Below are 22,158 nucleotides of genomic sequence, written 5' to 3'. Positions count from 1 at the left end.
TTGATGAATAAAAAAAGTATTGGGTCAAGATACTTCACTGCGTTCAGTATGACATAGTGCAGTGTCATCCTGAGCATGGCGAAGGATCTTTTCCAGAAATTTAAGGAAGGGTAGGTGAGGCAATGAAATTCGTCACTGAAATAGAATTGCGAGATTTATATAGGAAAGAACCCTTTGCTACTTATGTTCTGGAACCAGATACAAAGATTACACCGGGAGCCCGCCAATTCCTTGTGGACAGACGAGTGACGCTGGTACAAGCCCAGTGTTGTGACGACAAGAAATCTAACCTCGACGCTTCGAATCAGGTACAAGTACGGGAAAACTGGTGTACCCAGAGATTGCTTAGAAGAATGGAAAGCGTAGAAGCTTTATTCCTTCTAATTGCAGCAGAACTCTTACACTCTGGAGATGCTGTACAATCAGAAGAAATCATGGCCCTTGGAAAATGCTTTCGAAACCTTCGAAACGCTGAACGGGAACAGGTACCCCCAGACATTTTTGAGTTTTGGGGATGGTCAGAAGAAGAAATCAGAGAACGCTCCGATAATCTGGAAAAATTCGTTGACCTACGTGAGTTCCACGTAGGACTAGAAAATGGCAAAGAAGTTGCGCTGTTAAATTATTTGCGTGCCTCACTCCAAGAGGTGGAACCAGCCATTTTAGAAGCTTATTGGAATGAGGAGCAGCAAGACTGCTCACGGCAAGACCTAATTGATACGATCAATCTGATCATCAACATACTTTGCATAATGATGTGGAAGTGTTTAGGAGGGAAAAAATGGAGACGGTAAATTCAGCTTTTCTATACTGTGATCAGCTTGTTAGAGATTTCGAGAAAGTCATTGAAACACCCATCTTGAATAAATCCTCTGTTTATTACACAGGCGTTGACCTGGGAACTGCCTACATCGTACTTGCAGTTCTCGATGAGAATTATCAGCCCGTTGCCGGAGCCTATCGATTTGCCAGCGTAGTCAAAGATGGTATGGTAGTGGACTATATCGGGGCAATTCGCATAGTCAAGGAACTAAAACAAGAACTCGAAGAGAAGCTTGGCGCGGAATTGATCTACGCTGCAGCAGCGCTTCCGCCGGGAACCGATACTCTTGACTCAGGTGCTATTAAACATGTGGTACAGGGGGCTGGTTTCGAAATCACCAACATATTGGATGAACCCACGGCGGCCAATGCAGTGCTTAAGATTAAAGATGGTGCGATTGTCGATATCGGTGGCGGAACTACGGGAACTGCAATCCTGAAAGAGGGCAAAGTGATTCATGTAGCAGATGAACCTACAGGTGGTACTCATTTTTCTCTCGTCATTTCCGGAGCGTATAAAATGAGCTTTGAAGATGCGGATCAATATAAGCGGGATTTTAAGAATCATAGAGAGTTAATTCCCGTGCTGCGACCTGTCATTGAAAAAGTTTCCTCAATTATCAGTCGCCATATAAAGGAATACCCAGTGAAAGAAATATATCTGGTGGGTGGAACCTGTTGCCTGAATGGAATCGAAGACATTATCGCTAAACAAACCAACCTTCCCACTTATAAACCACAAAACCCCATGTTCGTTACCCCTTTAGGGATTGCCCTTAACTGCACGCAAGAAATTCTTTAGTCAGGAGTGGCGTTTACAATGGAATATCGAATCATAAAATCCCCTACGAGTGGGACCATGGATATTCTCTTTCGACGAAAAGGCTCCGCTTCAACAATCCCCATTGAGCACTATGACGCTGTAGGTATGGTTCAAGGGCGGTTAATTGATATGGTTTTTGCTGCTGATATTGCGGAAAAAGCAGCTGGTGTCGTAGTCGAAGATATTAAAGGTCATTGCCCGCAAAATCTGATTATGATCGCCATCTTCGGAGATACGGCATCAGTGGAAGCCGCTATTCAAGAAATACGATACAAATTTAATGAGGCAAAAACAGGTGAGATACGATGATAGCAGCAAAGGTAATTGACAGTATTTGGTCTACAAGAAAAGCCGATTCTCTCATAGGAATGAAATTTATGATGGTGGAAGTTCTTGGAGGCATTGATGCCGGCCGTATCATAATAGCTGCTGACACTATTAGTGCCGGCATTGGCGAACGAGTTCTTGTCTGTACTGGCAGCTCGGCGCGCAAAATGTTGGATCGGGAGGATATACCCATTGATGCCGTTATTGTGGGCATCATTGACGAAGACTGTAAGTTTTAAAAAAACAGGAGGTGTAAACCTTTGGATCTTCTGGACTTAATCAAGAATTCAGGGATTATTGGGGCAGGAGGAGCTGGATTCCCAACTCACGCTAAACTTACTTCTAAAGCCGAGTATATATTGCTGAATGGAGCAGAATGTGAGCCCCTGCTTAGAGTAGACCAGCAATTGATGGAACTGTTTCCTGACGAAATCATCAAAGGTTTGGAAGCGGCGGGAAGATATATTGAAGCCCGCAAAGCCATCATTGGCATTAAAGGAAAACACAAGAAAGTCATCGTTCTTTTACGTGAAAGAATTGCAGCTCTGGGACTTTCAGATTACATGGAAGTTATGGAACTTAGAGATATCTATCCTGCCGGTGACGAACAGGTTTTGGTGCATGAACTAACTCAACGAATTGTACCAGAAGTATCGATCCCCTTGAAAGTAGGTTGTGTGGTTATTAATTCAGAAACCGCACTGAATATCTCAAAGGCCCTGGCAGGGAACCCTGTCACGGAAACCTATATTACTATCGCTGGGGATATTCCTCAGCCCAGGACCGTTAAAGTACCTGTGGGTGTATCGATTAGGGAAGTAATCGGCCAATGTGGAATAGAAAATGTCGATGATTATGCTGTGATAGACGGAGGCCCCATGATGGGGTCTGTCATGAACAAAGTCGATGGGTATGTCACCAAAAAAAGCAAAGGCTATGTACTGCTTAAAAAGGATCACTTTCTTATCCGGAAAAAAACTGTAAGCCCCGATAGGGCCAGAGTGATAGGCAAGACTGCCTGTGAACAGTGTCGCATGTGCACGGACCTGTGTCCTCGTTATCTCCTAGGACACAATATGCAACCCCATAAAGTCATGCGTGCCTTGAGTTACAATTTAGAGGACGTGAAAGAACAGCAAATTGCTCAATTATGTTGCGAATGTAATGCTTGCGAATTATTCTCCTGCCCGGCTAATCTCCATCCGAAATCTGTCAATAGTCTATATAAGCAAAAGCTGGCAGAACAAGGCATAAAGTATCAGCCAGTTCAGGTGGATTTTCAAGCGAGGTCGGCTAGAGACTATCGCCTTATCCCAAGCAAACGTCTAGTTATTAAAATCGGCTTAACTGCCTTTGATAAACCGGCACCCCTGACCCAGGTTGAATTTCAACCTGAATACGTTGAAATCGCTTTACGACAGCACATAGGCGCACCGGCCATACCGGTTGTTGCTATAGGAGAACAGGTGAAAGCTGGGCAACTGATTGGTAAGATTCCGGACAATAGTCTGGGAGCAACCGTTCACTCCAGCTTCGATGGTACTGTTCAAGAGATTAAGGATAATTCTATTGTGATAAAGGTGGGTTGATATGTTTAGTGCAATAGGTATGATTGAGCTTACGAGTATTGCTAGAGGAATTTATGCCACGGATTTGATGCTTAAAACAGCCTACGTGGAAGTGGTAAGTGCAACACCTGTCTGTCCGGGGAAATATATCGCTATCATTAAAGGAGACGTTGCTGCCGTAGAAAGCTCAATCAGCGTAGGCGTAGAGATGGCAGGAGAATATCTGGTAGATAGCTTTATCCTCGCTAATGTTCATCAGGGCATTTTCCCGGCCATCACAGCCACGACCATGCCCGATGGAGTCGGAGCTTTGGGAATCATGGAGTGTTTTTCCTTAGCCTCTATGATTATCTCAGCTGATGCGGTACTGAAAGCTGCTGATGTACAAGCCTTGGAATTGCGTTTAGGCAGCGGTTTGGGAGGAAAAGCCTACTTTACTTTCACAGGGGATGTCGGCGCGGTGGAAGCAGGTATCGAAGCAGGGATAGCCATCGCCCTGGAAAAAGGCTTGTTAGTCGATACTGAGGTAATTCCTTCGCCCTCGGACAAACTGTGGGCATCCTTATTCTAAAATTAACACCCAAACGTCTATACCCTTTACGATAGAAAGGAGGTGCGACTTTGAAAAAACTCGTTTCAGCAAACGAAGTAAAAGTAGCAGCAGAAAAGGGACAAAAAGCATTTTACGTAGACTGCAATACCATCATTACTGCGGCAGCTAAGGATCTAGCCAAAGAACTGGGCGTTGAATTTACAAGTGAATCATCTGCTGTAGGAAATTCCCCCTGTAATGAAAGTAGTCTGCCAAAGAAAGAGAACCGGGAAAATGAGATTGACCCAGAAATGATCTTTCAAGTTGTAAAATCGGTATTAGCTAACAGGCTCCTGGAAAGCGTTTCTTCACCGAATCTAGAAACCCCTTTCCGAGCAGATGGTGACTCGAAAAGTGGACTGAAAATTGTGCGCGGCAGAACAGTGAACCTGGAGACCTTTGACACAGGGGATTCAAGCACCGACGTAGCTTATCGTGAGGTAATCAGTAAAGAAGATTCCCAAATGAGCGCAGGCTTTTTAACCATTGAAAAATCAAGCTTTGATTGGGAATTATGCTATGAAGAGATTGATATTGTTCTCGAAGGAAGCCTAACCATTACCATTAACGGTGAAACTTATCACGCTCACCAGGGAGATGTCCTCTTTGTACCTAATGGCTCTAAAGTAACCTGGGGTTCCTCTGATTATGTCAAACTTTTTTACGTAACCTACCCGGCAAACTGGCCTGATCTGATGGCTCAACAATAGGAGGGTAAGCTATGAAGGCTCTTGGCCTAATTGAGACATACGGGCTCCTTCCCGCTATTGAATGTGCAGATGTCATGCTAAAAACGGCGCAAGTGGAACTTCTGGGGAAAACCTTAGTCGGTGGCGGTCTCGTAACGATTACCGTAACAGGCGATGTGGGAGCTGTTAAAGCTGCAGTGGAAGCGGGTGCGATTGCGGTTGAAACGATTGGTCACCAAGCCTTAATTTCTCGACATGTTATTCCCAGACCAGATCCTGAGATTGAAAGCGTGATTCTTGTGAGGGAGGAGAAATTAAGCGTTCTCCCAAACACTGATCTAGCAACCAACGTTAACGTACCCTTGGCAAATAACGATGCCCCAACAGAACGCCAGGAAAAGGTCAAAATTCTAAAAGAGAGCACTAAGCCAGAGCAAATGACACTTAAGCAACTCCGCAAAGAGGGAGTGGATGCTTTGGTACAGGAATTTGGCCTTGAACAAAGCTTGAACGTCCTGAAAACACTTTCTGTGGTAAAACTTCGCAACCTAGTAAGAGACTACAAAGAACTTGACATTGCAGGCAGAGCCGTTTCAAAAGCAAACAAAGAATTACTGATCCGGAAACTGAAGGAATTCTACGAACGGGCTAGTGAGATGTAGCTTGATGGCCGGTGATAATCAGTAAAGACAGTGACGGAAGGAGTAATAACTTGGAAAACTTCGATTATGATTTACTATCTGTGCAAGAGACCAGAAATCTTGCTCGTCAAGCAAAACTTGCTCAAACCCAACTTGCAAAATTTAATTGCGAGCAGATTGATAAAATTATCCGTAACATGGTGAAAGTAGCCGAGGAGAATGCCGTTTCCCTAGCAAAATTGGCGGTGGAGGAAACCGGATTTGGTAAGGTAGAAGATAAAATCTTCAAAAACCGTTTTGCTTCCACTGAACTATATGAGTTTATTAAACCTATGCAAACTATTGGAGTCATCAAAGATGATAAAGTCAATAAAACCATGGAAATTGCAGAACCGGTTGGATTACTCATGGGGATTATTCCCTCAACTAATCCTACATCCACGGCAATTTACAAATCCATTATAGCCATTAAAGCTCGCAATGGGATTGTCTTCTCTCCCCATCCTTCAGCACTGAAATGTACACTTCAAGCAGCCAAACTGATGAATGATGCCGCCGTAGCTGCCGGTGCTCCAGCCAATATCATAGGGTGTATTTCAAAACCTTCCATGGCTGCAACTAATGAACTTATGAAATGTGATGAAGTCGCCATGATTATTGCAACAGGTGGTTCAGCTATGGTCAAGGCTGCCTATAGCGCAGGGAAACCTGCTTTAGGTGTTGGCCCAGGTAATGTTCCGGCTTATATCGAAAAAACTGCCAATATCTCCAAGGCAGTTAAGAATATTATTGCCAGTAAAACCTTTGACAACGGCACGATCTGTGCTTCCGAGCAATCGGTTATTGTTGAAGAATGCATTCGTGATCAAGTTATGGAAGAGTTCAAACGCCAGGGTGGCTACTTCATGACCCCAGGGGAAACAGACCAAGTTTCTAGGAAATTATTTGTCCGCGGTCATGCTATGAACGCCAAGATGGTAGGAAGATCAGCCGCAGTCATTGCAGAAGGTGCTGGCATAACCATTCCCCCAGGAACAAAAGTTTTGTTAGGTGAACAACAGGGCGTAGGGCAAGAATATCCTTTATCTTATGAAAAGTTGACCACCGTGCTGGCCTTCTATACCGTAAAGGATTGGCATGAAGCATGTGAGCTCTGCATCAAACTTTTGAATAATGGTGGTGTGGGACACAGCCTTTCTATTCATACAGAGAATCAGGAAATGGTCATGAAGTTCGCTGAAAAGCCCGTATTTAGGATTTTGGTCAACACAGCCTCCAGCCAAGGCGGTGTAGGGGCAAGTACAGGACTTTCCCCGTCCTTCACATTGGGTTGCGGTACTTGGGGCGGAAGTGCAACCTCCGATAATGTAACCCCAATGCACTTAATCAATATAAAACGTGTTGCCTATGGAATCAAGGACGTTACCGAAAACACAACTTCCTCCCATTCAGACTGCGTGGCACAGAATAGTAGCCCTAGTGCCATCAGTGACGATCAGATAATGAACGTTGTAAATGAAGTAATCCAGCTATTGAAACAAAGAGGTGGTAACTAAACGTGGGAAAGTATGACGCCTTAGCAACGCTTCTCCTAGAAGCAATCAAAGAGGGGGGGGATTTTACAAAGGACTTAAGCTCCATACCTGTGGGAATATCTAATCGGCATATACATCTATCTCAAGCAGACTTGGAAACTCTGTTTGGGACAGGATACCAATTGACAAAAACTAAGGATTTGTCCCAACCCATGCAATATGCGTGCAAGGAAACTCTGACCATAGCCGGACCCAAGGGCGCTATTGAAAAGGTTCGTATCCTCGGGCCAGCGCGAAGTGAGTCCCAGGTAGAAATACTCCAAGCAGATTGTTTCAAACTTGGTATAACCGCCCCGGTGAGGTTGTCTGGAGACTTGCAAGGGACTCCTGGAATCACTCTGATTGGTCCTAAAGGAAGTGTCTTTCTTTCCAAAGGTCTTTTGATTGCCCAGCGTCATATTCATATGAACCTGGAAGATGTCAAACACTTTGGTGTATCCGATGGAGAACAGGTGACCATCCAAGTAGACGGACTTCGGGGAGGAACTTACTCGAATGTCGTCATTAGAGCCAACAATACCTCATCACTAGAGTTTCATATTGATATGGAAGAAGCGAATGCAATGCATCTCGTCTCGACCTCAAGAATAACAATTTTAAAATAAAATTTTAGGAGGAAACAAAAATGAGTAGATCAGAAGCTTTAGGATTAATTGAAACAAAAGGTTTAGTAGGAGCAATTGAAGCAGCAGATGCCATGGTTAAAGCGGCTAACGTTCAGCTGATTGGTTATGAAAAAGTTGGCGGTGCTCTAGTAACTGTTATGGTAAGAGGAGATGTTGGTGCTGTAAAAGCTGCAACCGATGCCGGTGCTGCAGCAGCTCAGCGAGTAGGAGAGCTTATCTCCGTCCATGTTATTCCTCGTCCACACGGTGACGTAGAAATGATGCTTCCCGGAGGCAAGAAAGACGCATAAGGCCCCCTTAGAAGATACGGCAAAGGTCAAACTCTCGTTTAGAGGTTTGGCCTTTGTCTTTTCATTAGCGGAGATACTAACATACAATTTTCGACTAAATCTCTCTCCTATTTACATTTTTATCATAGTATTGTATTATAAAGATTAACTATATCCGAATCTGTGACTTCCTTTACTTTTAGTTTCAGCTAACTAAAAGACCTAGTCACTTGCCCTCGGATGCTTTTTTTTTGGGATTGATCTGCCAAGCTAATTGGATTCTCACTCATAGAAAAGGAAGTTTTGGCAAATATGAACAACATTGAAAAAACCTTAAAAGATTTAACTGATTCCAACCTATATTCACGCTATTGCGGACTATTATCCCTATCTAATAGTTCGTTGCAGTTGATAGATACCAAGGGCAATATTCTGCTGGAATTTAATCCGTCTCCAGATTTTTGTAAGTTTGTTTGTCAAGAGGATGAAACTCGAATATGCCAAGACTATATGTCTAGATTTAAATCAGGTAAGGAAGACCGATTTATCTGTCAGTATGGACTGTCAAACGTTCTTCTGCCAATCAATATTAACAACCAGACCATAGGCTATGTTGTTGGAGCACAGGTTTATTCACAGGATAGTGAATATCAGAAATATCTAATTGATATAACGACCATAGCAAAGGATAAAAAACTCGACCCAGAATTTATTGCTAAATCAATTTCTGCCATCAGAACCATCGAAGAGAATAAAATTGAAATGCATGAACAGCTTTGCAACCATATCGCCCAAAATATTTGTTATGACCTTTCTCAAAGCATCCATACTACGGATAAAGACATAGCAAGATTATCAATCGAAAAAGAAATGCTGGAAAAAAAGATTATCGACTTGGAAGCAAAAAATATGTCTTTAGTTATTAATCCGCATTTCCTATTTAATACTCTAAACTCTATAGCCCGTATTGCATATTTTGAAAAATCCCATACAACAGAAGAACTAATATACTGTCTTTCAGATTTATTGCGGTACAACTTAAAGCAAGATGATGAGTTACACACCATTGGAGCTGAGATGGATAATATCGAGAAGTATCTTTATATTCAAAAGATAAGATTTAAGAATCGTTTGGAATATGAGATTGATATAGGAGATCATATTAAACCTCATAGAATACCTAATATGATCATACAACCCATTGTTGAGAATGCCCTTATCCATGGCATTACCCCTAAGAGGGATGGAGGCAAAATAAAAATTTATGCTGAAAAATATAAGAATGACATTAATATCTTTGTCATGGATAATGGGAATGGTTTTCCGAAGGAAGTCTTACAAAGCTTGGAGCAATCAGAAAATAGGTTGGGAATAGGTTTTCGCAGCACGGACAAACGTTTAAAACGCTATTTTGGAGAAAATTACGGATTAAAAATTGCGAAATCAGACTATAGTGGAAGTACTGTCACCATCTCGATTCCCACTAAACCCAATGTGAGGCGATCATGATGAGTGTCGTTTTAATTGTGGAAGATGAATTACTCGAATTGGAGTTTCTCAAATCTATTGTAACCGAAGAACTTACCCTCGAAGATAAATTAATCACTTGTGAAAGCGGAATTCAGGCTGTTAAACTTGCTAAACAACATCGACCTGACATCATAGTGATGGATATACTAATTCCTGAAATGGATGGGTTACAGGCCCTTGAGGAGATAAGAAAATTCCTTCCCCAGGCCAGTGTCTTGATTCTTTCGGCCTGTTCAGACTTCACCTATGCGCAAACAGCCATTCGCCTTCGCGTTCAGGAATATTTGCTGAAACCCATAAAACCCTCCGTTTTTAAACAGGTATTCCATAAGCTGTTAGCTACCGTAGCTGCCAATCAGGTACCAGTCGAAGAAGAAATTGTTGAGGAAGAAGAAATTAACCAGGTATATTTTATTGAGAAGTCGCTAGACTACATTCATGATAACTTTAAGCAAAAATTACCCTTGCAACTGGTCGCTGACAAGGTGTTTATGAATCCTCAATATTTCAGCCGTATCTTTAAAAAAGAGGTAGGGGTTACCTATATTGATTATTTAAATAAATTAAAGATTGAGTATGCCTGTAAATTATTAGAGACGACAGATTATCCCGCCTATCGAATTTCCAGTGAATGTGGTTTTTCCGATCCCTCCTATTTTAATCGTGTCTTTGTACAGCAAATGAAAATGACCCCTAAAGCATATAGGAGAAACCATTTGTTCGACAGCAAGGATAAGGGATAAGAGGAGCTTAACAGTGAATATTCCTGTTAATTTGCATAATACAAACAGCCTGAAAGGGCTGTTTTTGTTATTTTTAAAGAATATTAGGGTCATCAAATAAAATTCTAAATTGTATTTAGGTTTGTCACCCTTGTCCTATGACTGAATACTATGTACTAAATTATTAGCTAGGGGGTAAAAAAATGGGTCATAGAGTATCCGTGACGGATTTTATACGTTTGTCCCTTGAATTAAACCTGTTTTTTTTACGCATCATGAAGGAGCATTCATTATTCCTTGAAGCAGGTTTTTTACCGAATGATTCAAACTTGGCCCGTCAGGCAGACCAATTTAAGGAACGATTTAATGATCTATTACGGCAGACAGTAAGTTTAGCTAATGGAAATGTCAGTAGTGTAGTGCTTTCTTCTGGGGAAGTGGTAACTGACAAAACTCTCAGAGCAGAGCAAAAGACCATCGAGCTTTCAGGTATACCGATAGATACTGAATTAACTTTAGAGGAACTAGAGCTTATGCCTGGTTCTCCGGACCCAAGCCTAGAGACCGCTGTAGCAAATCTAAACCAACAAGCTATTGCTTTGACCCAGGAACTAATTCGGTTTAAAACTAGAATTCTTAATCAAGTTCTAAATTGTACGCTATTTACCTTCAACTTCCCCTTGTTAATAGACCATATTAGACGGGAAGCAATATTATTTGTTGAACAGTTGCAACGTCTGCAAAGAAGGGAGCAGGTTAATCTTACCCAGGAAATCATTGCGGAAAAGGCTTTTTGGGATAGAATAATGAAAGAACATGCTCAATTTATCTCTCACTTATTAGATCCAACTGAAGTAGCCTTAATAAATACAGCGGATGAGTTTGCAGATTTATTTACTTTGCTTCAAAATAAAGTTCAGAGAATCGATGAAAATATTATTGCCAGGCTTTTACTTGGCTGCTTAATTAGGGAAGAAACTAGAGCAACGAGGGAAATAAGGGATTTTAAAGCAACAGCTACTGAGGGACTTTTGGCTTGTCAAATAAGATCAATCATAATACCACTGTTAGGAGACCATGTGCTTAGGGAGGCTAACCATTTTCTTAGGATTCTAACAAATCCCCGTAGTTTACTTTAAACTATTTGATATTTCACAGGCAGCCTGCCGAGATTTTTATCAATAGTTACAGCATCTTAGCTCTGCCACTTGGCAGAGCTAAGATGCTGTAAGGCAAACATGCACTTCAGTGTCTTGCTGTTTGAGGACTACCCTGGATAAGGTTAAGGGGAACTCATAAACTAGTATATTCGCTTCAACCCGGTAACCTCGGCGCTCAAAGAATCCAGGGCAACAAGGTCATCGGGATTAAGCTCTTTCAACGATGCTTTTCCGAGAGCGCGCATTCCTTCTTCCATTTCCAGTACCATGGAGGTAATAGCGTTTACAACACTGGTCGCTGCTTGATCAATATCTAGTTTGCTCTTAGATGGGGAATCATAGAATACCAACGTCGTTGGAGGTTCCCAGGGTATCACTTTACCGACTTGATTATGGGTTAGTGAAAAAAGGGGAACAGTCGCCATATAGATGGCATCCGCTCCTAAAGCAAGGGCTTTAAGACACTCACCAGGAGTATAGAACCCCCCGGCTATAATTAAGCTAATCTGCTCACGTAGCTTGTGTTTGTTTAAAAAACGTACTGCTCTAATTAAAGCAAAGAGAGTTGGAATGCCAAAATCATCTTGCTTAATAGGAGTCGTCGCATGGGAACCGCCTTGGGCACCATCAATAATGACAGCATCAAAACCTAAACGAATCGCAGCGTCTAAATCTTCCTCTAGATGTGCGGTTGCCATAAGTTTTAATGCAATAGGGATACCCTTTGACCTTTTACGCAGAGTCTTCATGAAACCTGGCCAATCGCTTTGTTTTTGAATGCCAGGAGGCGCTGGAAAGGAAATAGCCATCTCATCAGGGGCTAATCCCGAAAGCTCTTGCGCCCGACCTTGGAATTCTACGGCCTCGATTGTGACAGAACCCATATCGGCGCCTTGACCCATTTGAACCTCTAACATATCAGCAGAGTCAATTTGTTTCTGAGTTCTTGCCCCCCATGCCCAACGTGAAATTTGTAATACGTATTTTCCGGCTTCCATGCGTTCTTCTGGTAAAAAGGGACCTTCCCCAGAACAGGTGGAAGTCTGCAGGGTTTTAGCTGCTCTGGCCAAAGCTCTTTTCGCTTCCTCACTAAGTGCTATTCCATATGCCATTGCACCAATCATAATAGGAATATTAATAACCAGCGGTTTGTTGGCCTTAGGCCCAATCCTTACTTGCATGTTCATCTGGGCACTTTCCGGTAAGGAAAGCTTTGACATTAAGTGGGGAGCAAACATAAGGTTATCAAAACCAGGAAACTTCTTAGGAGATCCTATTGGGCGAGTGATGATTTTTCCACTCTGCGAGCGTAGCCCAATTTCTACGATATTTAGAACCGAAATACGTTTTCCGGCCGGCCAAATTTCCATAAGGTTTTCAGTATACTTATCCGAGAGTAATTTTTCCAGAAAGTTACTAACCTGCAGTCCCACAAGATAACGCAGAACTGGTTTAATGATTAGTATTAGTACTAAGAACAATTGTAGTGCCAGCAAAACAATTAAAAGAAATAACCAGAACGAGCTTGTGATTGTAATCTGCATATCTTGACCTCGTATTTAGAGTTTGGAGAATTTGGCTACTTATAAGACCTCGTCGTTTGCCAGGTTTTATAGATATGCCAAGAGAGCAGTAAGTCACCTAGAGCAAACATCGCCCCACCCAGCACCCGTATAATTAAATAAGGTTTAAGAATCGAATGAACTTCCATAAAGTCCATACCAATGATTCTCCAGAGATAAGTTTGAATGGAACCTGCAATTAGAAGGGCCGAGCCCATGGTGATAAGGCCACAGTTGAGTAGGATTACAGCTAAAACAGCCCCCCGATACCCTTTGAGATTGGGTTCGCTGCCCTGGCTCAGAACGAAATAACACCCCGCTAAAACTGCGAAACCTAAGCTGCCAAATAAGGCTAAATGGGCATGGCCGGATGTAATATACGTTCCATGTGTATAAAGATTAATCCAGGGTACGGTAATAAACAGGCCTAAAAGGGAAGCGCCAGTAATATGATGAAATACACTGCTGAGCAGTAACCATAAGGTGAGTTTTTCACGATTACTCCTGATTTTGGCCGATTTTAGTCCCCTATAGGTCATATGAACCAACATTCCTACGGGAATGACCTCTACCAGGCTGACCAATGAACCAAGGACTAACCAAAAAGCAGGGAAACCAATCCAGTAATAATGATGTCCGGTGCCGTACAAGCCTCCGATAACCGCCAAGGTGGCCTCTAAATAAAGCCACTTTTCAATTTGTTTCCGAGGGGCTAGTCCTGAAACAATATAATAGGTAGCAATAAAACCAGCGGATGTAAGCTCAAAGGCCATTTCTTCCCATAAGTGAACAACCCAAAACTTGGTAGCTTCATCAGTGATTGGGTTGCTAAAGGTTATAGTGTTGGGCAACAAAAGTAACAAGAGAAAGATCACACCCACTGTCATTGTCGCGGCAGCAGGGGTTATATTTTTTTTATCCATTAGTAAAGTTCGGATAAGGTTATAGGAAGCGAGGGCTAGAGTCAAAGATATACCAACATAAAAGATAGGCAGCCCTTCAAGATATTCCCGACCGTAACCAATCCGCAGGGCCAAGGTCCCCAAGATAGATGAACAGAAAAACATAACCATCCAATACTGCCAGCGGACCAGACGAGGGGAATAGATCTCCCGATTAAGTTCAGCAGTGATAAAAAAGTAAACCATACCCATGGTACCGATGAGTGGCCAAAGAACGGCCAAAGCTAGATGAATTGCTCGTCCATACTCAAAGGGGATCAGTGAAGGAAAATCCGGAATCACTAAATCCAATGCACCCATTGAGGCTACAACACTTTGTAGGGCAAATAAAATTATCGCCGAAGAACAATACCATCGACTTATCTTTTGCGCCATAAATTGTTGTTTACGACCTAGGGCTTTATCAACTTTACCTGTATAAGAAAACCGCTTGAAAAGTTTCATAAGTTCTCCGAACCATTATCTAACAAAGGAGGCCACCCTAAAGTCGGTATTGTGTGAACAAACTCTAGGTATTGTACCAGATTTTTTGCATCCGCCTCATCGAGGGCGGGGTGATGAGTGTATTTGTTAGGCCGCATTACAGGTGGCTGGACAAGATAGTTAATAAGATATGACGACTTCTCCTTTGCTGTAATATGCGTTAAATCATCCGCTTTATACCCACCGTGTCCAAAGAGGGTGTGGCAGCTTATGCAATTGTTTCTTTGCCAGACGATCTTGCCAGCGACAGCTTTTTCCGGCATGGGAGATGGAAGTCTTGACGATATCAGTGTAATTGCCAAAAATAATACAAAGGATAAGGTGCTAAGTAACAAAAATATTCGTAGCTTCAAGAGGGGTTCCTTCCAATTCTACCAGAATAATATTTATGGTAGTGTTTACCAAAGTGATAAAACTATACATTCTTTGGATTTCCCGGGTGCTTTGTCGGCGATTCATTCTTTGTTGTTGTGTTATAATATTTTTAATAGGATAGAGTTTAATTAGTAAGTATAATTTACAAAGGAGAATATAAATTTATATGAAATTAATATCGTGGAATGTAAATGGAATTCGTGCTTGTGTAAAAAAGGGTTTCTTGGATTTCATTCAAAAGGAAAATGCCGATATAGTTTGTCTCCAGGAAACAAAAGTGCAAGAGGACCAGATTCCCTTCAATCTTGACGGCTATTATCAATACTGGAATTCTGCCCAGAAAAAAGGGTACTCCGGAACAGCAATTTTTTCAAAAATTGAGCCAGTTAATATAGTTTTTGGCATGGGTAAAGAAGAGCATGATAAAGAAGGCAGACTAATAACCTTAGAGTTTGAAAAATACTATGTAGTGACAGTCTACGCTCCAAATTCCCAAAGAGGGTTAGCTAGACTGGACTATCGAATGCAGTGGGAAGATGACTTTTTGAATTACCTTAAAGATCTAGAGAGTACAAAACCTGTAATTTTCTGTGGAGACTTAAATGTCGCCCATCAGGAAATAGATCTTAAAAATCCCAGCTCAAACCGAAAAAATGCCGGCTTCACCCAGGAAGAAAGAAATAAATTTAATGAAGTACTTCGTAAGGGCTTTATTGATACATTTAGGTTTTTTTATCCCGATAGGACAGAAGCCTACACCTGGTGGTCCTATATGTTTAATGCCAGAGCTAATAATGCAGGGTGGCGGATTGATTATGTTTGCGTTTCCGAAGGATTGAAAAATCAGCTAAAACGTGCTGTTATCTATAACGATATTTTGGGGTCAGATCATTGTCCGGTGGGATTAGAACTAGTTTGAAAGAATTAACAGTCCGTGTAGGGCTGTTTTTTTTCGGTCCTGTTCCATACAAAAGTATTTATTTTTGAGATTAAGATAGGCCAGGCCAGAAGGTGCCTTTAATAATAATAAAACTAAATTAAAAATAATTATGATGTTCAATCATACTAGCAGGAACCAAGAGAAAAATGTCGAATAATAAGTATTCACACCAATTATTTAAAAATACATTATCTAAGGAGGGAATAGTTATTAATAGCTTAAGAATCAAAATTGTACTTTACATCGGAGTGCTTTTACTAATCGTTTGCGGAGGGTTGGGTGCGATCTCATACGTAACCGCTGCAAATGCTATAACCGTACAAGTTGAACAGGCCTTGCCAGAGTTAGCAGGCCAAGGAGCAAAGGTTGTTACAGAAAGAATGAATGCCCTGCTAGGGACTCTAGAAGTAGTAGCAAACATGAATAGGATAAAAGACAGTACTAACCCCTGGGAGGACAAGAAAGCAATTCTTCAAGATGAGGCAATAAGAAGTGGACACATTTCCATGCTTATAGCTCTTCCAGATGGATCAGCAAAATTGACAACAGGTACAGAGGCGGACATCAAAGACAGGGATTATTTTCGGAAGGCTATAGCGGGTGAACGAGCAATATCTGAGCCACTGATCAGCAGAGATGATGGGTCTATGGTCATCGTCTATGCTGTACCAATTAAAGTAGATGGCGTAATAGTTGGAGTTTTGGGAGCTTTGAGGGATGGCGACAATTTAACTGAAATGACAAACAGCATTACTTTTGGCGAATCGGGCAAAGCTTTTATGATCGATGAAAAAGGTACAAAGATTGCTCACAGCAATGCGGACCTTGTTATGAATATGGACAATGATTTAGAGAATGTTAAAGAAAACCCTCAACTAGAATCATTAGCTGAATTACAAAGACAGATGACAGAAAGAAAAACAGGATCAGGAGAATATGAGTATAACGGAGAGGTAAAATTTCTGGGATATGCACCGGTGGAAGGGACCGACTGGTCCTTAGCAGTTGCGGCTCCTAAGGCTGAGGTTTTTTCTGAGCTTCAAAACTTAAGATCTTTCATGATCATTGCCTCTGCACTATTTTTATTAATAAGTTTAGGAGTAGGGTATTTAATAGCAAAGCTGATTTCAACACCTATAGTGCTGGCGTCAGAACACCTAAAGACGATTTCAACGGGAGATTTCACAAACGAGGTTCCTAAAAAAATTATGGGAAAGAACGACGAGATTGGGGTTTTGGCAAACTCTTTAGATGTAATGCAGCAAGCCGTTAGAGAAGTGGTTAAAGGTGTTATCAATGAATCGCATATAGTCACTGAGGCGGTAAAAACAACGGCGCAAAATATAAACGAGCTCACCTACCAGATCGAAGAAATGTCTGCAACCACAGAGGAACTGTCTGCCGGCATGGAAGAAACTGCTGCATCGAGTGAAGAAATGAGTGCGACAGCCACTGAAATCGAGCGAGCAGTTGAGTCCATTGCCCTTAAGGCCCAACAAGGTGCTGAAGCTGCCGGTGAAATAAGCAGAAGAGCGAACGAACTCAAGCAAAACACAATCTACTCCCAAAAAAGTGCCTATGATGTTTATGTAGGTACTCAGGATAAGTTAATAAAAGCTATGGAAGATTCTAAATCAGTGGATCAGATCAATGTTCTATCGGATGCCATACTGCAAATTACGTCTCAAACCAATCTTCTTGCCTTAAATGCTGCGATCGAGGCGGCAAGAGCCGGAGAAGCGGGAAAGGGTTTTGCTGTTGTTGCTGAAGAGATCAGGAAATTAGCCGAAAACTCAAAAAGTGCCGTCAATCAAATCCAAGAAATTACAAAGACTGTTGTAGCATCGGTAGGAAACCTGTCGGAAAACTCAGCGAGTATTCTAGAATTCATAGACCGGCAGGTGCTTAAAGACTATGAATCAATGGTCAGTATTGGCGACCAATACAACAAGGATGCAGAGTTTGTAGATAACCTTGTGTCGGACTTCAGTGCAACTGCAGAGGAACTCACCGCTTCCATACAGGAGATGACAAATGTAATCGAAGGGATTGCAATAGCTGCAAATGAAGGGGCTGAAAGCACAACGAGCATTGCACAAAAAACCACCCTGATTGCTGATAAATCAGATGCGGTTATGAAGCAGGCAGATGTTTCAAAGCGAAGCTCAGATAATCTTGCAGAAATGGTAGCAAAATTTAAAGTATAAACAGTATGAAACTAAGGCGGGGGACCTATACGTCCTCCGCTATTTTTATACTTATCAGACCCCCATGCCGCCGAGCGGCACCACTGATGAATGAAAACTACAGTGCGCTTTTGTCGTTCTGAACGAAGTGAAGCAACTTAAGCCTTAGATCCTTCAGTCGTACCTCCTTCAGGATGACACAGTGCTTAAGTTGCTTTCATAGCAAAGACATGTATAGTAAAAAGACGTGTAGCGTTTTTCTTAATGTAACCTTATAAAAGTTAAGGCTTTATTAAGGAAATGTATTATGGCTTATTGTGAATAAAAGGAATTATAATCCTTCTTAACGAATAAATGATGATACAAATAAATATAAACGCTGGATCCGACGCCATGTTTCCCACAAGAGTGGTCCTGAAAAAGAGGTGGAGATAGATGTATATAAGTGAATATGAGATTGCTTTGAGATTATTCCTAGCTTGTGTCTTTGGTGGAATAGTTGGCTTTGAAAGAGAACGAAATGATAGTCCGGCGGGATTTAGAACCCATATTTTAGTATCCCTAGGTTCTGCCTTAATCATGATTTTATCTATGTATGGATTTAATGATTTTACAACACTCACGAAAGATCCTGCGCGCTTGGCGGCTCAAGTAGTTTCCGGTATTGGCTTTTTAGGTGCAGGAACAATTTTAAGAGATAAAACTTCGATTAAAGGATTAACAACGGCTGCTTCACTATGGGTTGTTGCCGCCATTGGATTAGCAGCGGGAGCCGGATTTTACTTCGCATCAACGTTTGTTACTCTATTAGTTTTTCTAACTCTTGAACGCTCCGTTGAAACCTATTTTTTCAGAAATAGTCAAACCTTAAAAATCGTTGCCATTAACGGCACTTGTCGAGTTAAAGAAATAAATAAGGTCCTGGAAGCGCATAGTATTGTCCCCCAGAATATTTCTATGAAATTGTTAAAAGAAGAAAATAATAAGACAACGATTGAATATATACTGAGAACCCCCTTTCGAAAGATTAATATGGACCAAATAATTGAAGACATAAATGAAATTGACGGTATATTTTCAACTGAACAAGAAGGGAAAAGTGATCGAGAATTTTTCCCCTTCTTTAGGCGACTATTCAGGCGGACTAAAGGCCCAAATAAGCCTTCTATGTAGATCAACCCTATGATCTATAATAATATTACTTTTTATGTATCGTTCTGCGTTTAACGCATGAACGATATTTTGCTTAATAGACACTTAATTCCTTATGTAGATACTCTCTCATCACATTTATACTAACGCCAGCAATGCAGGAATAGTGACATCAAACGTCGAAAGATGTCAAGATATTTACGGGTTATGGTTAGATAAAGGAGGGATAGCATGTTTGACGACAAAATGCTTATTAATCTTCAAAACACTTTAAGTTCTAGTGGAATTCTCATTAGCTTTTCTGGTCGCTTTTCACAAGGGATTATTGAGGAGCTTGGGGAAGCTATCATAAAGCATATGGAGACAGAAGAAAGACCCCGTAACGACATATATAATGTTTTCGCTATTTTTGTGGAAACTACAAACAATATAAAAAGATATTCGCTTTCTAAACAAGGCAGCGAAGTTTACGAGCGTATATACAATTCTGGAATTGTTACAATTGGCAGGAATAATGAAGGTTATTATATCTGCGCTGGAAACTTAATCGAGAAAGCAGATGCAGACAAGTTAGCAGCTCAGCTCGATTCATTGATCCCTTTGGATAAAGATCAACTAAAGAAACGATATAAAGAACAGATTAAAAAAGATCTCCCGCCCGACAGTATGGGCGCAGGTCTAGGTCTTATTGATATAGCTAGAAAATGCAGCAAACCCATGAATTATTCCCTGCGCGATATCGATCACTTATCGTTCTTTACCCTGACAGTAAAGGTTTAAAAGAGGTGAATAGGATGGAAACGTTAATTTTTCAAGCAACTAAAGCAACTCCATTAATCGATTTCGATGCAGATAAAGGGATTCTAACCCTAAAGGGGCAATCCTACCCTGAGAATGCCTTTAAGTTTTATGATCCGGTTTTTTCATGGATAGATTCCTATTTAGCCACTTATCCACCTCAAATACAAATAAATATGCGCCTTAGTTATGTTAATACAAGTAGTTCTAAATGCATCATGATGCTCTTGGAAAATTTCGAAAAAGCCTTCAAGCAAGGGGTTAGCATTGAACTTAACTGGTACTGTGATATGGAAAATGAAAGTGAAGTAGAATGTGCTGAGGAATTTAAAGAGGATATATCCTTTCCCTTTGAGATAATTTCGGAGATAGAAAAGAATCCTTAATTAAGACGATTAGATTATTTGTAAAACTATAGAATTCAAAGGCTGAAATGAATAAGATGCCCTGTGTTTGAACGGGATACAGGAGTAAGAATGTGAATGAATAAAATTAAAAAAACAGACTTATATGATAAAGGAACAATGTGGGTAATTCTATTGGCCTGTCTAAGCATTGCACTCGCAATGCTTTTGACAGGCTCCTTAAGCTACAATATTACTAAAAAGGCAGTTATTCAGAAACTTAAGGACAAGGATTTGTTTTTTATAGTTCAGTCAGCAGCCAGTAAAATCGATGGTAGGATGGCTAGAGCTAAGGAGACCTCTTTGATGATGGCCCGAGATCCTTTTTTCAACGAATGGGTATCCAAAGGGGAAAGTGATGTTAATACTCGAAAACTTGCAGTGGAAAAATTGAATAGAATTGCTACCGAATACGACTACAGTAACACGTTTTTAGCAAGTGCCAGAACTTATACCTATTGGGCAGAAGGAGAAGTAGTAGGTAAGCTTTCGGCGGCAAATCCACAAGATGTATGGTTTTTTCAAACAATTCAAGCCAAAACCCCAATCTCAGTGAATATTGATTACAATAAAGAACGAGAAAATACCTTTGTCTTTGTCAACGCATTAATGGGAGATCCTGCCCAACCCCTTGGAATAGCAGGGGTTGGGCTAGACCTCAATGACATTTCCAAGGAATTTTCATCTTATAGATTTGGGGAAATCGGAACTATTTGGTTGGTAGATCGGTTGGGTAAAATCCACCTAGCAGCAAATCTGGAAGATCAAGGTGGGCAACTAGAGAATTTACTACCCCTAGATATCTGTGAAATGGTTTTAAGCGATACTCAAAGCATAGATCGACCCGGAGTTATGGAGTATAGAAATGCTGACGGTGAGCTAATTGACCTGGTTCACCAGACCCTGGAATCAACGGACTGGAAGTTAGTAATACAAGTTCCGAGAAAAGAAACCATTGGGTTTTTAACGTCTATTATGACGAATACTATTTTTGCAGCTTTATTGGCTCTTGTTTTAGTCACCCTCGTTTTTTATTTGGTCTCGACTCGAATTGCCAACCCCTTGAAGCGAGCAATTAGATTAAGTGAAGAGCTCGAGCGACAGGTTAATGAAAGGACTCAAGTGCTTAAGGAACAAAACATTAAGATAATGGACAGCATAGACTATGCTAAGAAAGTGCAAGAGACAATCATCGCTTCAGATCGAGAGATGCTCGAAGCTTTTAAGGATAGCTTCGTTCTGTGGCAGCCTAGAGATGTTGTAGGTGGTGACTTTTATTGGCTGCGCAAACTAGACAACAAGGTTATCCTAGCAGTAGCAGATTGCACGGGACATGGGGTACCCGGTGCTTTAATGACCATGGCTGTAGCCCCCATTCTTAATCATATTGTTCAGGAAGGATGCCATACTACTCCTGGAGAAATTATCAGAGAACTTAACCTTCGAATAAAGTCTGCCTTAAATAACAAGGGGTCCCGAATTACGGATGATGGACTAGATATAGGGATATGTTTGATTGAAGCAAACACCTTAGTTTTTGCAGGCGCTAAAATCGATCTCTATCACAAAAACCAGGAAAGGGTCATGAGGATTCAAGGAGAGCGCCAGAGTATTGGTTATGAAAGATCAGACTTTGACCAAATCTTTCGAGATACAAGGGTAGAGATAGGTGAGAAAGATTCTTTTTACATAACTACGGATGGATTCCTTGATCAAAACGGCGGGCCAAAAAATCATTCCTTGGGTCGCAGGCGTTTCATATCTCTGATAGAGGAATGCAGTAAACATAATTGTGAGGAACAACTTAACTTGTTTAAACTGACGTTAAGAGATTATCAGCAAGAAGAGCCTCAGCGAGATGATATAACGGTTCTTGGCTTTCAGATCTGAATGAAACCATTGATGTCAAAGGGTAATAAATGTGAAAGGACT

General features: G+C 41.2%; 23 protein-coding genes. 20 read left to right on the top strand and 3 right to left on the bottom strand.

Annotated features, from left to right (window positions below; translation table 11 throughout):
* Positions 1–122 precede the first annotated feature (122 nt).
* From HGJ98_RS08115 to HGJ98_RS08050, 14 genes are all read left to right on the top strand, one after another.
* Complete coding sequence (locus tag HGJ98_RS08115) at positions 123–794, top strand: cobalamin adenosyltransferase (RefSeq protein WP_291350548.1); 672 nt, start codon at positions 123–125, stop codon at positions 792–794.
* Positions 782–1,624: an ethanolamine utilization protein EutJ gene (gene eutJ / locus HGJ98_RS08110; RefSeq protein WP_291350547.1), complete on the top strand. Its 843-nt coding sequence runs from the start codon at positions 782–784 to the stop codon at positions 1,622–1,624. The genes HGJ98_RS08115 and eutJ overlap by 13 nt, the downstream gene beginning before the upstream one ends.
* Before the next feature lie 18 nt (positions 1,625–1,642).
* Positions 1,643–1,954, top strand: coding sequence for a BMC domain-containing protein (locus HGJ98_RS08105; protein WP_291350546.1), 312 nt, complete (start codon positions 1,643–1,645; stop codon positions 1,952–1,954).
* Positions 1,951–2,211, top strand: coding sequence for a EutN/CcmL family microcompartment protein (locus tag HGJ98_RS08100; protein WP_291350545.1), 261 nt, complete (start codon positions 1,951–1,953; stop codon positions 2,209–2,211). The genes HGJ98_RS08105 and HGJ98_RS08100 overlap by 4 nt, the downstream gene beginning before the upstream one ends.
* A gap of 21 nt (positions 2,212–2,232) precedes the next feature.
* Positions 2,233–3,561: a 4Fe-4S dicluster domain-containing protein gene (locus HGJ98_RS08095; RefSeq protein ID WP_291350544.1), complete on the top strand. Its 1,329-nt coding sequence runs from the start codon at positions 2,233–2,235 to the stop codon at positions 3,559–3,561.
* A 1-nt stretch (position 3,562) separates the two neighbouring features.
* Positions 3,563–4,111, top strand: coding sequence for a BMC domain-containing protein (locus tag HGJ98_RS08090; RefSeq protein ID WP_291350543.1), 549 nt, complete (start codon positions 3,563–3,565; stop codon positions 4,109–4,111).
* Positions 4,112–4,161: 50 nt separating this feature from the next.
* Positions 4,162–4,842, top strand: a complete 681-nt coding sequence (locus tag HGJ98_RS08085; RefSeq protein WP_291350542.1) for a cupin domain-containing protein — start codon at positions 4,162–4,164, stop codon at positions 4,840–4,842.
* 11 nt (positions 4,843–4,853) lie between these two features.
* Positions 4,854–5,483: a BMC domain-containing protein gene (locus tag HGJ98_RS08080; protein WP_291350541.1), complete on the top strand. Its 630-nt coding sequence runs from the start codon at positions 4,854–4,856 to the stop codon at positions 5,481–5,483.
* Between the two features lie 50 nt (positions 5,484–5,533).
* Positions 5,534–7,018, top strand: a complete 1,485-nt coding sequence (locus HGJ98_RS08075) for an acetaldehyde dehydrogenase (acetylating) (protein WP_291350540.1) — start codon at positions 5,534–5,536, stop codon at positions 7,016–7,018.
* 2 nt (positions 7,019–7,020) lie between these two features.
* Positions 7,021–7,662 (top strand): phosphate propanoyltransferase, encoded by a 642-nt coding sequence (locus tag HGJ98_RS08070; protein WP_291350539.1) that lies wholly within the window; start codon positions 7,021–7,023, stop codon positions 7,660–7,662.
* A 20-nt stretch (positions 7,663–7,682) separates the two neighbouring features.
* Positions 7,683–7,973 carry an ethanolamine utilization microcompartment protein EutM gene (gene eutM / locus HGJ98_RS08065; RefSeq protein WP_291350538.1) on the top strand — a complete coding sequence of 97 codons (291 nt, stop codon included), beginning with the start codon at positions 7,683–7,685 and terminating at the stop codon, positions 7,971–7,973.
* A gap of 291 nt (positions 7,974–8,264) precedes the next feature.
* Entirely contained in the window at positions 8,265–9,461 is a 1,197-nt protein-coding gene (locus HGJ98_RS08060) for a histidine kinase (protein WP_291350537.1), read from the top strand.
* On the top strand, positions 9,461–10,225 hold the full coding sequence (locus tag HGJ98_RS08055) for a helix-turn-helix domain-containing protein (RefSeq protein ID WP_291350536.1): 765 nt from the start codon (positions 9,461–9,463) through the stop codon (positions 10,223–10,225). Before HGJ98_RS08060 ends, HGJ98_RS08055 begins: the two co-directional genes overlap by 1 nt.
* Before the next feature lie 182 nt (positions 10,226–10,407).
* Positions 10,408–11,343, top strand: a complete 936-nt coding sequence (locus tag HGJ98_RS08050) for a DUF2935 domain-containing protein (RefSeq protein WP_291350535.1) — start codon at positions 10,408–10,410, stop codon at positions 11,341–11,343.
* A gap of 161 nt (positions 11,344–11,504) precedes the next feature.
* Here HGJ98_RS08050 and HGJ98_RS08045 read toward each other — a convergent pair whose 3' ends face one another.
* Genes HGJ98_RS08045 through HGJ98_RS08035 form a run of 3 tightly spaced genes read right to left on the bottom strand, consistent with a single transcriptional unit; the run spans position 11,505 to position 14,724 of the window.
* On the bottom strand, positions 11,505–12,908 hold the full coding sequence (locus HGJ98_RS08045; protein WP_291350534.1) for an FMN-binding glutamate synthase family protein: 1,404 nt from the start codon (positions 12,906–12,908) through the stop codon (positions 11,505–11,507).
* A gap of 35 nt (positions 12,909–12,943) precedes the next feature.
* The gene (locus HGJ98_RS08040) at positions 12,944–14,332 is read right to left on the bottom strand and encodes a cbb3-type cytochrome c oxidase subunit I (protein WP_291350533.1); all 1,389 of its coding nucleotides are present in this window, start codon (positions 14,330–14,332) and stop codon (positions 12,944–12,946) included.
* Positions 14,329–14,724, bottom strand: coding sequence for a c-type cytochrome (locus HGJ98_RS08035; protein WP_291350532.1), 396 nt, complete (start codon positions 14,722–14,724; stop codon positions 14,329–14,331). The genes HGJ98_RS08040 and HGJ98_RS08035 overlap by 4 nt, the downstream gene beginning before the upstream one ends.
* Positions 14,725–14,912: 188 nt before the next feature.
* On the opposite strand from HGJ98_RS08035, the gene HGJ98_RS08030 reads away from it, so the two are divergent.
* The 6 genes from HGJ98_RS08030 to HGJ98_RS08005 all read left to right on the top strand — a co-directional run bounded on the left by HGJ98_RS08030 (position 14,913) and on the right by HGJ98_RS08005 (position 22,116).
* Entirely contained in the window at positions 14,913–15,665 is a 753-nt protein-coding gene (locus HGJ98_RS08030) for an exodeoxyribonuclease III (RefSeq protein WP_291350531.1), read from the top strand.
* Between the two features lie 167 nt (positions 15,666–15,832).
* On the top strand, positions 15,833–17,893 hold the full coding sequence (locus HGJ98_RS08025; RefSeq protein WP_291350530.1) for a methyl-accepting chemotaxis protein: 2,061 nt from the start codon (positions 15,833–15,835) through the stop codon (positions 17,891–17,893).
* A 414-nt stretch (positions 17,894–18,307) separates the two neighbouring features.
* Positions 18,308–19,045: an MgtC/SapB family protein gene (locus tag HGJ98_RS08020; protein ID WP_291350529.1), complete on the top strand. Its 738-nt coding sequence runs from the start codon at positions 18,308–18,310 to the stop codon at positions 19,043–19,045.
* A 210-nt stretch (positions 19,046–19,255) separates the two neighbouring features.
* The gene (locus HGJ98_RS08015) at positions 19,256–19,804 is read left to right on the top strand and encodes a SiaB family protein kinase (protein WP_291350528.1); all 549 of its coding nucleotides are present in this window, start codon (positions 19,256–19,258) and stop codon (positions 19,802–19,804) included.
* A 14-nt stretch (positions 19,805–19,818) separates the two neighbouring features.
* Positions 19,819–20,208, top strand: coding sequence for a DUF1987 domain-containing protein (locus HGJ98_RS08010; protein ID WP_291350527.1), 390 nt, complete (start codon positions 19,819–19,821; stop codon positions 20,206–20,208).
* 96 nt (positions 20,209–20,304) lie between these two features.
* Positions 20,305–22,116, top strand: coding sequence for a SpoIIE family protein phosphatase (locus HGJ98_RS08005; RefSeq protein WP_291350526.1), 1,812 nt, complete (start codon positions 20,305–20,307; stop codon positions 22,114–22,116).
* The last annotated feature ends 42 nt before the right edge of the window (positions 22,117–22,158 follow it).

It is taken from the genome of Desulfosporosinus sp. (assembly GCF_014237355.1).
Taxonomy (GTDB): domain Bacteria; phylum Bacillota; class Desulfitobacteriia; order Desulfitobacteriales; family Desulfitobacteriaceae; genus Desulfosporosinus.
The sequence above is the reverse complement of the archived record's forward strand: the minus strand, read 5'-3'. Positions and strand labels throughout refer to the sequence as shown.